This is a genomic window from Carnobacterium divergens DSM 20623, from assembly GCF_000744255.1.
Classification (GTDB): Bacteria; Bacillota; Bacilli; order Lactobacillales; family Carnobacteriaceae; genus Carnobacterium; species Carnobacterium divergens.
Genome location: NZ_JQLO01000001.1, coordinates 1,986,971 through 2,001,823, shown reverse-complemented (window position 1 = coordinate 2,001,823; position 14,853 = coordinate 1,986,971). Strand labels below are relative to the sequence as shown.

The window sequence follows — 14,853 nt, the reverse complement described above, 5'->3', positions numbered from 1 at the left end:
GATTTTTATTTAATTCAAGAATAGATAAATTGAATATGTTATAATTAATAAAAAGAAGAAGACTTAAAGGGAGGGAAATAAGTGGGAAAGTCAAAGAAAATCATCGTATTTCTTTTTATGGTATTTTTATTGGTAGGTTGTACTAGAATGAAAAAAGAGTCAAATACTATTGAGAATGCCTTTAATTATGATAAGTTTTACAAATTAAATAAAACCGTTACTGGAGAAACTTTTGAATTGCAGCTTACAGGCTATAAAGTAGTTCGGGATAACGAAGCATTACCAGCAGTGCTTATTTATTATACATTTAAAAACAATAGTGAAGAAGAGATGTCTGCTAATGATACTTATTTAGACATTAGCCAAGCATCCGCTATGCCAGATGGAGATACGTACATTTCGCAAGCCTACTTTGAGTATGCTAGTTTAACAGACACTGATAATGAGTTGATTCAAAATGCGGATAAATATGTTGGGCAATCAGAAACAATTGATTGCATTGATGGCTGGAAACTAAGAAACAATGTCAATCCAGTCAACCTAATCTTTTTTGATGAAAATGATGAAGTAATCGATACAGTTATGATTGATGTTGAAAAAGGGTTGCCAGCAGGAACCGATCACTTATAAATAAACTGCTAAATGTTTCCTTAAAAGAGAGGGCAACATTTAGTTGTTTTATTTTTTTGTGGCGAAAGGTTGTTAGAACAAGTTAAAACAAGCAGCAACTAAAAAATAAAGGGAAACGCAGTAGAAATTGATTGCTTTTTTCCTGTAAATTAGACTATAATAAGGTTTCCTTAAGAAAAAAACAAACGCTATATATAGTATTGTTAAATAAAAATGAAGATTTAGGTACAATATATTGTGTTTCTTTCTCGGGTAGCCTATAATAGAATTTGTTGAATAAATTAATTAATTTTTTACGTAACTGGAGGAATTGAAAATGAGTAAAATTCATGTATATAGTAAACCAAATTGTCCACAATGTGATATGACAAAGTTCTTATTAAAGAACGAAAATATTGAATTTCATGAAAGAAATATCATGGAAGATGAAGATCATCTTAATTTCTTAAAAGAAAAAGGGTTTATGAGTGTTCCTGTTGTTTTAGTGGAAGGAATTGAGCCAATCGTTGGATTTCAGCCTGAACGTCTAAAAGAACTGAAAGCAATATGAAAATCGTTTACTTTTCATTGACTGGACAAACAAGAAGATTTGTCAAAAAGCTAGGGTTAGATAGCTATGAAGTCAATGCAACGAATCCTTTTCAACCAATTGAAGAAGATTATATTGTAGTTGCACCGACATATGACATCGAAGTCACTGAGATTATCAATGATTTTATTGAATATGGCGATAACCAACAACACTTAAAGGGTGTTGCAGGTGGTGGAAATCGTAATTTTGCGGACTTGTTTGTTTTCACAGCAAAAGATTTAGCCAAACTTTACAACGTTCCGATGATTTTTGAATTTGAATTCAGTGGAACAGACCAAGATGTCATTAATTTTAAGAAAGAGGTTGAGCAGATTGAACGTTTATGATATTCCAAAAGAACAACACAACCCGAGCTACTTCAAGTTAAACAACCAATTAAATATTCCTGTAGATGGTAAAATCCAACTACATAAAGATAAAGAAGCGGTTCGTGCTTATTTTCTAGAGCATGTAAACCCAAACACTGTTTTTTTTCATTCCTTAAAAGAGAAAATTGATTATTTGGTTGAAAATGATTATGTAGAAGAAGCGTTTTTAAGCAATTATTCATTTGAATTTATCAAGAAATTATTCCAACAAGTTTATGACAAAAAATTCCGTTTCCGTTCATTTATGGGAGCTCATAAATTTTATACTCAATATGCGTTAAAAACCAACGACAATATGCGCTATTTAGAACGTTACGAAGATCGTATCGCCTTTAATGCGTTGTACTTTGCAGATGGCAATGAACAATTGGCAATGGATTTAGCAGAAGAACTAATCAGCCAACGTTACCAGCCAGCGACACCTTCATTTTTAAATGCAGGTCGAAAACGTCGTGGGGAATTGGTATCTTGTTTCTTATTACAATTAACGGATGATATGAACAGTATCGGACGTGGAATTAATAGTGCTTTGCAATTATCAAGAATTGGTGGTGGAGTTGGGATTTCACTTTCTAACTTACGTGCTGCAGGTGACCCTATTAAAGGTTATGAAGGAGCTGCAAGTGGTGTAGTGCCTGTAATGAAATTGCTAGAGGATAGTTTTTCATATAGTAACCAACTAGGTCAACGTCAAGGTGCTGGAGCGGTTTATCTAAGTGTTTTCCATCCAGATGTGGTGTCTTTCTTAGCGACTAAAAAAGAAAATGCCGATGAAAAAGTTCGTGTGAAAACTCTATCTCTTGGGCTAGTGGTTCCAGATAAATTTTATGAGTTGGCAAAAAACGATGATTATATGTATTTATTTAGTCCATATGATGTGGAGCGCATTTATGGCGAGCCATTCTCTTATATCGACATCACAGCTAAATACGATGAACTAGTAAATAACCCTGAAATCAAAAAATCAAAAATTAAAGCCCGTGATTTAGAAATTGAAATCAGTAAATTGCAACAAGAATCAGGCTATCCTTACATTATTAACATTGATACTGCTAACCGTAGCAATCCAATTAGCGGTAAAATTCTAATGAGTAACTTGTGTTCAGAGATTTTACAAGTTCAAAAACCATCCGTGATTAATGACGATCAAAGCTATCAAGTGATTGGAACAGATATCAGCTGTAACTTAGGTTCAAGCAATATCGTGAATTTAATGGAGTCACCAGATTTTGGAAAATCAGTTCGAGTGATGACGCGTGCGTTGACATTTATTACAGATAGCTCATCAATTGGTGTGGTACCTTCAATTAAGCGCGGAAATGATGAAGCCCATACGATTGGTTTAGGCGCAATGGGTTTACACACGTATTTAGCGAAGAATCATATTCACTATGGTTCAACTGAATCGGTTGACTTCATCAATATCTATTTCTTACTGTTAAACTACTGGACACTAGTAGAAAGCAATGCGATTGCTAAAGAACGTGGAGAAACCTTTGCTAGCTTTGCTGAATCTGATTATGCATCAGGCACTTACTTTGATAAATATATCAACGAAGCTTGGTTCCCTGAAACCGATAAAATCAAAGAATTATTTGAAGGCATTTTTATCCCAACACCAGAAGATTGGGAAAACTTACGTGAAAGTGTGAAAGCTCATGGTTTATACAATCAAAACCGTTTAGCAGTAGCTCCAAATGGCTCGATTTCATATGTCAATGAAACAAGTGCAAGCTTGCACCCAATCACGCAAAGAATTGAAGAGCGTCAAGAAAAGAAAACAGGTAAAACTTATTATCCAGCACCATTCTTATCGGATGATACAATTCCTTATTATACGTCAGCCTACGACATGGATATGCGTAAGGTCATCGATGTTTACGCTGCGGCACAACAACATATTGATCAAGGAATGAGCTTAACGCTATTCTTGCGTTCAACGATGCCAGATGGTCTATATGAATGGAAAACTTCTGATAAACAAACAACTAGAGATTTAAGTATTTTGCGTAACTACGCCTTCCATAAAGGTGTAAAATCAATCTATTATATCCGCACATTTACTGACGATACACAAGAAATTGGAAGTAATGCCTGTGAAAGTTGCTCGATTTAAATAAGAATAAACGAATGCACGCTTCAAAGTCGATGGTTCATTTTATCTAAAATGAGTCATTGATTTTGAATGCTGTTTGGATAAGAAGGGATTTTAGACGATGACAGAATCAGAAAACTATGCTGCGATAAATTGGAATAGCTTTGAAGATATAATTGATAAAAAAACTTGGGAAAAACTAACAGAACAATTTTGGTTAGATACACGTATTCCAATTTCAAATGATTTAGATGATTGGCGCAAGCTGTCTAGCATCGAAAAAACATTAGTAGAGCGTGTTTTTGGTGGTTTAACTTTACTAGATACACTACAATCACAAGATGGAATTGAAGCATTGAAAGCCGATGTTCGCTCTCCTCACGAAGAAGCTGTTTTTAATAATATTCAATTTATGGAATCGGTCCATGCTAAAAGCTATTCGTCTATTTTTAGCACGTTGAATACACCAAGAGAAATCGAAGAAATTTTTGATTGGACAAATACAAATGCTTTTCTTCAAGAAAAAGCGCGTATTATCAATGATATTTACCAAAATGGATCGCCTTTACAAAAGAAAGTAGCCAGCGTTTTTCTTGAAACATTCTTGTTCTATTCAGGATTTTACACACCACTTTACTACTTGGGAATCAACAAACTACCAAACGTGGCAGAAATCATTAAATTGATTATTCGCGATGAATCAGTTCATGGTACGTACATTGGTTATAAGTTCCAATTAGGCTTCAATGAACTGCCAGAAGAAGAGCAGATGGCTCTTAAAGGTTGGACATATGAGTTGTTGTACAAACTGTATGAAAATGAAGTGAAGTATACAGAATTGTTATACGATACAGTGGGTTGGACAGAGGAAGTAAAAGTCTTCTTACGTTATAACGGAAACAAAGCGTTAATGAATTTAGGTATGGATGCGTTATTCCCTGATAATGCAGAGGACGTTAACCCAATCGTGATGAATGGGATTTCGGCTGGAACAAGTAATCATGATTTCTTCTCACAAGTGGGAAATGGTTATTTATTAGGCGTTGTAGAACCTATGCAAAAATCAGATTATGAATTTTAAAAACGAGTTGTTCAGTGGAGGCTGTGGTCTTTCTTGAACAACTTTTTTTAATATAAAGTAAGGAAATTTTAAAAAACTGTGAAAATCGTTTACTGATTTTGAAAATATTTGATATCATCAAGAAATTAAGGTATGCTTTAGCTACTAATGTGAATAAGGAGTGCCAGCGTTTATGAAAAATATTGATCAAAAAAAATTGATTAGTCAATTAAGTTCAATCTATTCAATTTTAATTATTCTATTCTTAGGACTTTATTTCTTTACGAAGAATATGTTATTGGTTAAAATTTGTCTGTTTGGATTATTAGTCATTGCCATTATTTTCGCCGTATTATTAGTCATTAATTTAAAAAATCGAAAAAAAGAATAGCAAAAAGCCCTGAATTATTTTTAATTCAGGGCTTTTGTATTAGATTTTTCTGCGATTTAAGCTTAGTGAATTAATCAAGACACTTACAGAACTAAAGGCCATCGCCCCGCCTGCAACAATTGGATTTAATAAACCAAAAGCAGCAAAGGGAATGCCAATCGTATTGTAAATAAATGCCCAAAATAAGTTTTGCTTGATTTTACTTAAAGTGATTTTAGATAAATGGATGGTTTTTGGAATGCTGTTTAAGTCGCCATTCATTAAGGTAATATCAGAAGCTTCCATCGCAATGTCAGTTCCAGTGCCCATCGCAATTCCAACGTCAGCTGTGGCAAGTGCCGGAGCATCATTAATGCCATCGCCAACCATAGCAACCAAAAGACCTTGCTTTTGTAGTTTTACAACATGGTTTGCTTTGTCTTCAGGTAAGACTTCTGCAAAAATGTGATCAGCTGTTAAACCAACTTCACGACCAATACTTTCTGCAGTTAAGCGATTATCACCCGTTAGCATATACACATCTACATTGAGTTGTTTTAGTTTTTCAATGGCCTCTTTTGACGTGTCTTTAATTTGATCAGCTACAGCAATCATTGCTAAACATTGATCTTCTTTAGCAAAAAGCATTGCTGTTTTGCCACTTGCTTCTAACCTTTCGATATCTTTTTCAAAATAAGAAAAATCAATTCCTTTTTCAATCATTAAACGTTTGGCTCCCATATACATCGGCATTCCATTAATTGTTCCTGAAATACCAGATCCAACTAAGGCTTTGAAGTCATCGACTTTTGGAGTATCGATAGCTATTTTTTGTGCGCCATAATTGAAAATAGCTTTGCCAAGAGGGTGTTCTGAATTTTTTTCAAGTGCCATCATCCAAGAGAGAATTTCATTTTTATCAGTATTTGGACGTGTTTCATAATCGGTAACGTCAGGTTTTCCTTTTGTAATTGTACCCGTTTTGTCTAAAATAATCGCTTGGATTTTTGCAGCGGCTTCTAAGGATTCGCCCCCTTTGATTAATATTCCGTTTTTAGCACCAAGTCCCGTTCCAACCATAATTGCAGTTGGTGTAGCAAGTCCCAATGCACAAGGGCAGGCGATAACTAATACAGCTACACTATGAATCAAGGCTGTTTCCCAATTTTGAGTGAGAAATCCAGTGATGACTAAGGTTGCTAATGCAACTACGAGTACGATTGGCACGAAAATCGCTGAAATTCGATCGGCAATTTGTTGGATCGGAGCTTTGCTGCCTTGAGCTTCTTCTACCATTTGAATGATACGAGAAAGAGCAGTTTCGCTGCCAATTTTAGTCGCTTCAACCACTAAACGACCATTGGTATTGACAGTGCCACCAAATACATTGTCGCCTGTTGTCTTGTCAACAGGTAAGCTTTCACCTGTAAGCATACTTTCATCTAATGAGCTACTACCTTCGATAATGTTTCCGTCAACGGGAATTTTTTCACCAGGTTTAATACTTAATAGATCATGAGGTTGAACTTCTTCAATTGGAACAGTTATTTCTTTGCCATCTCGAATGACGACTGCAGATTTTGCTTGTAGCGCCATCAGTTGTTTAATCGCTGATCCGGTTTTATTTTTTGCATTATGCTCTAAATATTTTCCTAATAGAATCAATGTAATGATCACAGCACTACTTTCAAAGTAAAGCTCATGGCTATTCCCAGAAAAGAACCCGTTGTAGACACTAAGAGCATAGGCAGCAGAAGTTCCCATTGCAACTAAGACATCCATATTGGGAGATAGCGATTTAATAGCGTGATAGGCTCCTTTATAAAAGCGCCAACCAATGATAAATTGAACTGGAGTTGCTAGAATAAATTGAACAAGTGGCATTTCAAAAAAATTAATAACAGGGTTGTGGAAGCCAAGTAACATAAAAATCATCGCAAGAACCATAGGTGCACTAAGAAGCGCGCTTGCAATAAAGTCAACTTTTAACCGCTTGTTTTTCTTCTCTTTGATTCTAGCTACTTCAGCGCGATGTTCTTCGTCGTAACGAATAGCCCCATAACCTGTTTTTTCAATACTTGCAATTAATTGCTCCAAGGTAGTTGTGTGTGTATTGAAGGTGACGGTGGCTTTCTCAGTTGCTAAATTGACATTAGCGAACTCTACGCCTTCTTGTTGATTTAATGTTTTTTCAATTTTTTGTGCGCAGTTTGCACAGGTCATTCCAGTGAGTACGAGTGTATCCATGGCAATATTTTTATCTTGGCTCATATTAAATCACCTCGGCTTGATAGCCAGCTTCAGTAATTTTATTGATAATCGCTTCACTTGAAAGTTGTTCTTCGTTGTAATGTACTAAAGCAGTCTCTTTTTTTAAGTGAATTTTTATCTTTTTAAGACCATTTAGTTCTTGAACAGCAGTTTCAATATTTTTAACGCAATGTTGACAAGTCATTCCAGTGATTTTAAAAGTTTGTTTCATAATAGATTCCTTCTTTCTCTTTTTTTCGATTACAGAAGTAAACGTTTGTGATAATTGAAGTTTACACTTGTAATCGTTTTTTGTCAAGAAAAAGATAACAAGAGCAAAATAAAAAACAACTTCGATTAGAAGCTGTTTTTTAAACATAGTCATACAGAGGTATGTGGGTTTTGACAAGATAATTTTTGATTGTTCCTGTATAAATAGGTTTGAAAATAATAGAAGCTTGTAAATCTTGGGGAGTAACAAGGTTTGGAGATTTATCAAATTGATAAATCTGACACTCTTCTAATAGTGTTGCGATAAATTCAGAGCAAAAAAAAGCGTGATCTCGTTTGTAGTTTACATTGACAGCTAAAGCGAGTAAGCCAAGAAAATTGTAACGAAAGAAATCTTGTTGTTGATGATAGTAATCTAATTCTCTTTTTAGATGAGCGTATTCTTTAGGTGATACTTCACACGTATAAATAGAGCATTGTGCGTCTAGAAAAAAAGCGTGGGAAATATCTTCTTTAACAAAGCCTCCAATAAATGGATTGTTAATGTCCTTTCGACCAAAGCTAGTTAAATCATTTAAGTCAGAGGAAAGAGCGATGGAGGCATGATTGTAATTTGCACCCGTATATAATTTAATTGTTTTTGAAAGTAAGCTACTTGTAGCTGTTAAAACTAGGTATATTTTCATTAGTTTATCCTTTTTGTATGTAATAGGTATTTTTAATAATTATACAAGAAATAAGTAGAGATAGATATAGACCTTTAGACTGAAATTCGTCTAAGCCTGAATTATCAAAAATTCTAAAAATTAGCCGGATTTAAATTTATCAATAATTAGAGAAATTCAGAAAAAAATAGAGAATTAGCAAAAAAAGATGGTATAAACTGCTTGAAATGTACTTAAATAAGCTTTTATCAACACAACTCATAGTATAAAAAGGGTGAGAGTTTTCTGTTAATAAAGACTAAAATATTTTAATTTCTTTTTTTATATGTTATCTTAATACCTGTAATAAACGAAAGTTAGACTGATTTTAAATAGTTTTTGTAACTATTCCAAAGGAATTAGTGTATCTATCTTTCTGTTATTTAACATTATGCAATCATTCAAAATTAAGATAGGAGTGGTTCAACATGAACCCATTAAAATTAAAATGTTTTATCGATATTATGCTGAATTTAATTGAAGACAACGAATGGGAACGGACTTGTGAACTACTAGGAATTGAAGATAAGGATGAATTTAGAATTATTAGTGAAATGCGTCAAGATAAAGAAAATAAATTTAGTGAAACGGCATCAGCTTATATGGATGTTTGTATGAAAAAACATGAAGAAATTGATTATGAGAATCCACACTTTAAAGAAATGAATTTGCATGAATGGATTAAAAATAACCGTCCATCGGTTCCTTTTACCTATGTGTGATTAAAATAAAAAAAGCCATTGACTTTATCTTTTAATAAAAGATAGAGTCAATGGCTTTTTTTTATTAGTCATCTTCAAAAAGCTTTGTTTTACGAATTCCAATTTTTTGAGACTCATAAATGCCAAAGTTTCCTGAAAAGAGATAGCTAATGACACAAACTAAAAATAAATAGGGCAGTGCTTTAGTTCCAAATAATTCTAGCCCCATTACAAAGCATGCGATTGGTGTATTTGTGGCACCAGCAAAGACGCCGATGAAACCAAGACCAGTAAGAAATGGGATTGCAACCCCCAGTATGGGAGCTAATGTACTTCCAAGTGTAGCTCCAATGACAAACAACGGAGTGACTTCGCCTCCTTGAAACCCTGTTCCTAAAGTAAAAGCAGTAAAAAATAACTTCAATAAAAATGCAAAGGGATGAGCTTCTCCATTAAAAGCTTGATCAATCAACGGCAAGCTTAGACCTAAATAATCTCTTGATCCAACGACAAAAACCATCAAAATAATTAGAGCGCCGCCGATAAAACTTCTTAAAGCAGGATTTAGAATCCATTTTTTAAAGAAGCTCTTCAAGAAGTCGGTTAGACGGCTAAATAAACGACCGGTTAAGCCAAAACACAAAGCCGCTAGCATAATTTTTGCTATTAAGCCAAAACTTGCAGCAGGAATAGTGCCCATTTGATAGGAATGATGAATGACTCCAAAAGATAGGGTCACCCAATTGGCAATCAATGCAGCCCATAAACTTGGAAATAGACCTTCTTCACGAAAAAAACCTAGAGCGAGCACTTCTAAAGCAAAAAGTGTTCCAGCAATAGGGGTTCCAAAAACAGAGCTAAAACCAGCACTCATACCACAAATAATTAAAATGCGTCGTTCTTTTGCGTTAATTTTAAAAAGAGACCCAACAGCATCTGCAACTGAACCGCCCATTTGAACAGCGGTTCCTTCACGACCAGCAGAACCACCAAAAAGATGAGTAGCAAGTGTTCCAATTAATGTTAAAGGTATCAATCGTTTAGGGATAGTTTCTGAACCCCCATTTGCTTGCTCAATGACTAAATTATTACCTCGACCAGCATTTTTTCCAAACTTAAAATACAGATAGCTAATAAATGCTCCAGCAAATGGCAGTCCAAAAAGCAACCAGGGGTGAGCTAGCCGTTCAGCAGTTGTCATGTCTAAGGTCAAAAGAAAAAAAGCCGATAAACAGCCGACTAGAATTCCGACGACACCAGCATAAAAGCTCCATTTAATGAAATAAAAAATAATTTCTACAAATTCTAATTTCTTTAATTTTTTTAATTGATGATTTAAAGTAATCAAGAAAAACGTCCTTTCTGATGTGCAAGTATAACCACATTTTACCACTTAAGGCATTAAATTAAAAACAAGCCTATCATCATTTCTGATTTAGTGCTTGTTTCGGATAAAAACAGAAGGTGGTTTGCCATAGTATTTTTTGAAAAGTTTACTAAAATAGTATGCATCATTATAGCCAACTAAGTTTGCAGCTTCTTTAACGGTAATGTCTTCTTGATTTTCTAGTAGCTCTTTTGCTCTAGTTAACCGGAGCTTGATTAAATAATTAATCGGAGATTCACCTGTTTCCTCCTTAAAAACACGAGAAATATAGGTAGGGCTGATGTACAAAGTTTGAGAAAGTGAAGATAGGCTGACGTCTTCTGTATGATGTTTTTCTAAATAATGAATAATATTGCTAACAATTGTTTGTTTTTCTTGTTCTTCATAGGATAGTTTTAATGCATTAATTTCTAAATGATTGGATTCAGCATCCCTTAAAATGTAAATAATCAACTTCATAACTAACGTCTTTAACATTAAGTCATATCCTTCTTCGCCTTTTGCTTTTTCAACTAAAATTTCCTGACAGACTTCAAAAAATTCTTTTTTAAACTTGGTTAATTTTAGAATCGATGTTTTAAAAGGGAAATGATCTCTGGGGAAATCCGTTAAAGAAAAGTTGCGAAAACCAATATGAATCTGTGTACTTTCCATACCTGCTTCGTAATGTTCGTAGTGATGAATCCCTGGATTAAATAAAAGAATAGTCTCTTTTTCTAATAAAAAAGCTTTTTCATCAATTAAATATTCAACAGAACCATCGATAATAATCGACATCTCTAAAAAGTCATGGGCATGATTTTGTCCCGTAGTAGGGCCAACATTGGAATAGTCAAAAATATATAAAATTTCAGGGTTAAATGTTTTTGGATTTAGTTGTAACACGATTAAAACACCTCCTTAAGCGCTTTCTATTATACGTGAAATAGAAACTAGTGGCAACAGTATTTCAAGTATTCGTCAAAGAAAGAAAAGGCATTCAAAAAATAAGCACTAACTTAGGAGCTTCTTTGTTATTAAATACCCCTTTGTGAAAAATAGAACTTTGAACAAAAATGGGACGAAATGGACTGGAAATAGAGAAAGGAAATTGCTTTTTTGATGTTATCTTATAAATATAACCTATCAAAATAAAAAGAAAGAAGCTGGTAATAAATTGGAACAGGATGGTTTTTTAGTAGAAAAAGAGAAGAAAAGAAAATACAGTATTATTAAAAGGTTATATGAGTCACCAAATGGATTAGTCTCTAAACGAGAACTAGTAAAGGAACTAGGGGTTACTCTAAAAACATTACGTGTAGTTGTTGACGAAATAGTAGAAAGAACTAAACTTCAAGAATTAGGTGTTCAAGTAACTTGGGAGCGTCAAAGCTCACTAATTCAAGCAGTCTTTTCTACAGAATTTTCTATGAAAAGACTAAAACATTATTTTTATCAAGAATCTCTTTTAATTAATTTGTTTTTTGCCTGTTTTGAAGAACTAGTTCCATCGATTACAGAATATGCAGACAATCAATATTTAAGTTACTCAGCAGTTTACCGAAGGATTCATTTGATTAACGAGCAATTTAGTCCACATTTTCAAATTCAAAGAAGTTCACCAGTTAAAATAATCGGAAATGAAGAAGTATTACGTCAGTACATTGCTATTTTGATGCTTGAAACAGATAATGAATATCAAGAACAACTAGATGAATTAAAAGAATCACTAGAAGATCTTTATCCTCTTCTTGAAGGGATTGAGTTACCACCTAAAAATTCTTATATTTACACAGTTCTGATTGCCTCTAAAATACGTTGGGAGCAAGGTAATTTTATTAAAGTAAAAAATCAAGATCGGGTTGAGGTTCCTGAATCGATTTTGATGTGGGTGTCTAATCATTTGCCACCAGATGTCAAACCAAAGCAGATTTATATGGAGGCAAAATTTATTTGGTATCAGTTGATTGTTGGTTTAGAAGAAACAGTGCATCAAATTTTACCAAAGACTGAGGAAGTTCGCTTGTCAGAATTTGATGAACCCTATGAAAAAGTATTAAAAGATATTCATTCAATATTAGGTGTTACATTGAATGAAGAAAATCAAGATCGAATTCATTTAAAAATCAAAAAATGTATGATTTTAAGAAAATGCAATAGCACAGTTGTGTTAAATTATTTTATTGGGATTAAGAAACAAAGTATGAATTACTATAAGTGTTTAAAATTGCTAAATCAAAGTCATTATCAAAATGATTATTTAAGCAATGAAGCGATTGCGTGGTGTTTGCAAGAGATTATTGAATTTGACAAAATAAAACTACATGTAGCAATTCATGGCTTTAATAGCCACAGTTTTAAAAGACAATTTTTAACATTAGAGCTACTAGACCATATTGAGGTGGTTGATTATTTAGATGAGCAAGTAGGCCTTGTAGTGACGGATCGCGAACTTCATAAATTTTCAAATAAGCACAAAAAATATGTGATAACAAATAATACCATGTATCAAAGAAGAGGTGATTTTTTAAATTGGATTACGGAAAACGTATAGACGATCAAAGGTCGGAGCAACTTGATATTTATGGGAATATAGAGTTAGTTAAGGCGTTGAATCGAGCTCAAAGTAATATTTTGTACTATGCACAATATTGTGATGAGTTGATTGATGAAGAAAAAGCCATTGAAAATGTTCCGCTAGAACTGATGATGACTGCGGCAGATGAGAGTGTTTTTATTATGAAGCAATACACGTTATTAGAAAAGCGATATACTAAGTTAGCTAAAACGATTAAAGAAACATTTAAATAATTTAAACCAGCAAGGATAGCTTGTAAAAGTTATCCTTGCTGGTTTTTAATTTGCAAAAGAATGATTGAAGAGGTGTTGCTGGATAAAATCAAAAAGACCTTTCCAAATGATGGGATTATGCATTTCTTCAATATAGAAATAATTTTCATTGGGGATAGCCCCTTCGTAGCAGTCAGAAATAACTAGAAAGGCTTGGTCGATATCATCAATAAATCGAATGTTTGAGGTTCCGAAAATAGTATTGATTTTGTTTTTTATGAGGTATTCTCCAGAAATATTATTAGAAAAGTGAACCAAAACGGGAATCGGTTCTAATTCAATGCTGTTGATAATAAAGTAGCTTAGCGAAAATGTAAGTTGTTTGGAAGAATCGCTTTGATTGAATGAATGGTTTTTTTTAATAAATTGAGAGTAAAATTTATTAAGACTGGCTTCTAATGATTTAGAAAGTTTGACAGGACTATTTAATTCCTTCAATTGAAAAGGATCATTTAAGTACTTAGCATGCTCAACCTTAATATAGCGCATGTACAGATGATATAAAATAACGTAGTAAAGATTAATCATCTTTTTTTGAGGTGTCATTTTTAAGTTGAAATAAAGTTGTAATTCGTCTAAAAAAGAAACACAATAATAGATGATTGAAGAATCTAAGGTTAGGAGATGTTTTGCAATGTCGGCCTTCATTTCATCGCTATCAACGCTTGCTACAACTATCCGAGTAAAAAAATTAAAAAATAATTTTTCTTGAGTGACAATATTTTCTGGTAATTGAGTCCAAGTTGTCGCAATGGAGCTTGAAATATCATTGATTTCACAAATAGCTGTAAGAATTTCAGTTAAATCATTGTCTAATTGAATATATTCTTTTCTTGAGTTTACTCTCCAAAAAGTGATGGTCAATAGGTAACCAATTTGGGTTGCCTTAGCAGGAGCTAAATTTTCTTTTGGAAAATGTTTGTCAATTTCATTTTTATAATATAAATCATACATTGATTCAGGTAAGCGCTTGAAGGGCCATTCAATGCCTTTAAAAACAGACCAGTAGAAATAGACGAAAAAGAAGCGTAAATGAATCTCGCTACCTACAAAATTTGTCGATTGTTGTATGTCTGGTTTGAAATTGATTTTCAAATGAAAGTCATCTAAAAAAGTATAAATATCTTTGAGCTGTCGATATAAATAAGAAGGACTGACATAGAGATCATTAGCAACTTCATCAACTGAAGTGTAACGTTTTTTATAAAGAGCGAGGATGATTTTAAAACGAATCGAGCCTTTAACATAGTACAGATTCAGTCGATTCACAATCAAACTTTTATCAATCTGAGTTTCACTTTTATATGCGTACACGTTATTTTCATTGATAAGCAAAAAACTTTGAGGATCAAAAGTTAAAGCCAAATCTTCTTCTAGTTCTTTTAAATAACGAAAAAGTGTTGATTTTGAAAACTGTAATTGAGTTAGAATTTCCTTTACAGAAATTGGTTCGTCAGCAAAGAAAAGTAGTTTAAAGAGTGCTAATTTTTTTTCAGCTGTTTTGTCGATGAAAAATTCCATAAAAATGCTCCTTTGTCTTGCAAATATGTACACTAATTGTGAACCATTATGCCTTATTAAACAACTATTATGTCTCTTTTGCAAGAATTAATTAAAGAATTTTATCCATCAAAAA

15 protein-coding genes are annotated in these 14,853 nt (G+C 33.3%); 9 read left to right on the top strand and 6 right to left on the bottom strand.

Annotated elements, in window-relative coordinates; all coding sequences use genetic code 11:
- Positions 1 to 81: 81 nt before the first annotated feature.
- The 6 genes from BR52_RS09590 (at position 82) to BR52_RS09565 (ending at position 5,136) form a co-directional block, all read left to right on the top strand.
- Entirely contained in the window at positions 82 to 630 is a 549-nt protein-coding gene (locus tag BR52_RS09590; RefSeq protein ID WP_034572023.1) for a DUF5067 domain-containing protein, read from the top strand.
- Between the two features lie 316 nt (positions 631 to 946).
- Positions 947 to 1,180 carry a glutaredoxin family protein gene (locus BR52_RS09585; protein WP_034572020.1) on the top strand — a complete coding sequence of 78 codons (234 nt, stop codon included), beginning with the start codon at positions 947 to 949 and terminating at the stop codon, positions 1,178 to 1,180.
- The gene (nrdI, locus tag BR52_RS09580; protein ID WP_034572017.1) at positions 1,177 to 1,548 is read left to right on the top strand and encodes a class Ib ribonucleoside-diphosphate reductase assembly flavoprotein NrdI; all 372 of its coding nucleotides are present in this window, start codon (positions 1,177 to 1,179) and stop codon (positions 1,546 to 1,548) included. The genes BR52_RS09585 and nrdI overlap by 4 nt, the downstream gene beginning before the upstream one ends.
- A 1-nt stretch (position 1,549) precedes the next feature.
- A complete protein-coding gene (nrdE, locus tag BR52_RS09575) occupies positions 1,550 to 3,706 on the top strand; it encodes a class 1b ribonucleoside-diphosphate reductase subunit alpha (protein ID WP_034573818.1) in 2,157 nt (718 codons plus the stop codon).
- Positions 3,707 to 3,806: 100 nt separating this feature from the next.
- Positions 3,807 to 4,766 (top strand): class 1b ribonucleoside-diphosphate reductase subunit beta, encoded by a 960-nt coding sequence (gene nrdF, locus BR52_RS09570; RefSeq protein WP_034572013.1) that lies wholly within the window; start codon positions 3,807 to 3,809, stop codon positions 4,764 to 4,766.
- Positions 4,767 to 4,938: 172 nt separating this feature from the next.
- Complete coding sequence (locus BR52_RS09565; protein ID WP_034572010.1) at positions 4,939 to 5,136, top strand: hypothetical protein; 198 nt, start codon at positions 4,939 to 4,941, stop codon at positions 5,134 to 5,136.
- Positions 5,137 to 5,175: 39 nt separating this feature from the next.
- Here BR52_RS09565 and BR52_RS09560 read toward each other — a convergent pair whose 3' ends face one another.
- From BR52_RS09560 to BR52_RS09550, 3 genes are all read right to left on the bottom strand, one after another.
- A complete protein-coding gene (locus BR52_RS09560; protein WP_034572007.1) occupies positions 5,176 to 7,386 on the bottom strand; it encodes a heavy metal translocating P-type ATPase in 2,211 nt (736 codons plus the stop codon).
- A 1-nt stretch (position 7,387) separates the two neighbouring features.
- Positions 7,388 to 7,597, bottom strand: coding sequence for a copper chaperone CopZ (copZ, locus tag BR52_RS09555; RefSeq protein WP_034572004.1), 210 nt, complete (start codon positions 7,595 to 7,597; stop codon positions 7,388 to 7,390).
- 139 nt (positions 7,598 to 7,736) lie between these two features.
- Positions 7,737 to 8,282, bottom strand: coding sequence for a hypothetical protein (locus tag BR52_RS09550; protein ID WP_034572001.1), 546 nt, complete (start codon positions 8,280 to 8,282; stop codon positions 7,737 to 7,739).
- 446 nt (positions 8,283 to 8,728) lie between these two features.
- Here BR52_RS09550 and BR52_RS09545 point away from each other — a divergent pair, with 446 nt between their 5' ends.
- The gene (locus BR52_RS09545) at positions 8,729 to 9,022 is read left to right on the top strand and encodes a hypothetical protein (protein WP_034571997.1); all 294 of its coding nucleotides are present in this window, start codon (positions 8,729 to 8,731) and stop codon (positions 9,020 to 9,022) included.
- A 64-nt stretch (positions 9,023 to 9,086) separates the two neighbouring features.
- On the opposite strand, the gene BR52_RS09540 is transcribed toward BR52_RS09545, so the two are convergent.
- Both BR52_RS09540 and BR52_RS09535 read right to left on the bottom strand, forming a co-directional pair.
- Positions 9,087 to 10,346, bottom strand: a complete 1,260-nt coding sequence (locus tag BR52_RS09540; protein WP_034573815.1) for a voltage-gated chloride channel family protein — start codon at positions 10,344 to 10,346, stop codon at positions 9,087 to 9,089.
- Positions 10,347 to 10,436: 90 nt separating this feature from the next.
- Complete coding sequence (locus BR52_RS09535) at positions 10,437 to 11,273, bottom strand: AraC family transcriptional regulator (RefSeq protein WP_034571994.1); 837 nt, start codon at positions 11,271 to 11,273, stop codon at positions 10,437 to 10,439.
- A 271-nt stretch (positions 11,274 to 11,544) separates the two neighbouring features.
- Here BR52_RS09535 and BR52_RS09530 point away from each other — a divergent pair, with 271 nt between their 5' ends.
- Together BR52_RS09530 and BR52_RS09525 are read left to right on the top strand one after the other, a co-directional pair.
- Positions 11,545 to 12,921, top strand: a complete 1,377-nt coding sequence (locus BR52_RS09530) for a helix-turn-helix domain-containing protein (protein WP_034571991.1) — start codon at positions 11,545 to 11,547, stop codon at positions 12,919 to 12,921.
- A gap of 56 nt (positions 12,922 to 12,977) precedes the next feature.
- Positions 12,978 to 13,178 carry a hypothetical protein gene (locus tag BR52_RS09525; RefSeq protein ID WP_147291892.1) on the top strand — a complete coding sequence of 67 codons (201 nt, stop codon included), beginning with the start codon at positions 12,978 to 12,980 and terminating at the stop codon, positions 13,176 to 13,178.
- 45 nt (positions 13,179 to 13,223) lie between these two features.
- On the opposite strand, the gene BR52_RS09520 is transcribed toward BR52_RS09525, so the two are convergent.
- Positions 13,224 to 14,738: a helix-turn-helix domain-containing protein gene (locus BR52_RS09520; RefSeq protein WP_034571985.1), complete on the bottom strand. Its 1,515-nt coding sequence runs from the start codon at positions 14,736 to 14,738 to the stop codon at positions 13,224 to 13,226.
- Positions 14,739 to 14,853 lie beyond the last annotated feature (115 nt).

Excerpts from the sequence above, each read along its gene's own strand:
- BR52_RS09565 (WP_034572010.1), top strand. The coding sequence starts at position 4,939 with ATGAAAAATATTGATCAAAAAAAATTGATTAGTCAATTAAGTTCAATC.
- BR52_RS09520 (WP_034571985.1), bottom strand. The coding sequence starts at position 14,738 with ATGGAATTTTTCATCGACAAAACAGCTGAAAAAAAATTAGCACTCTTT.
- nrdI (WP_034572017.1), top strand. The coding sequence starts at position 1,177 with ATGAAAATCGTTTACTTTTCATTGACTGGACAAACAAGAAGATTTGTC.
- BR52_RS09550 (WP_034572001.1), bottom strand. The coding sequence starts at position 8,282 with ATGAAAATATACCTAGTTTTAACAGCTACAAGTAGCTTACTTTCAAAA.
- nrdF (WP_034572013.1), top strand. The coding sequence starts at position 3,807 with ATGACAGAATCAGAAAACTATGCTGCGATAAATTGGAATAGCTTTGAA.
- copZ (WP_034572004.1), bottom strand. The coding sequence starts at position 7,597 with ATGAAACAAACTTTTAAAATCACTGGAATGACTTGTCAACATTGCGTT.
- BR52_RS09560 (WP_034572007.1), bottom strand. The coding sequence starts at position 7,386 with ATGAGCCAAGATAAAAATATTGCCATGGATACACTCGTACTCACTGGA.
- BR52_RS09585 (WP_034572020.1), top strand. The coding sequence starts at position 947 with ATGAGTAAAATTCATGTATATAGTAAACCAAATTGTCCACAATGTGAT.
- BR52_RS09545 (WP_034571997.1), top strand. The coding sequence starts at position 8,729 with ATGAACCCATTAAAATTAAAATGTTTTATCGATATTATGCTGAATTTA.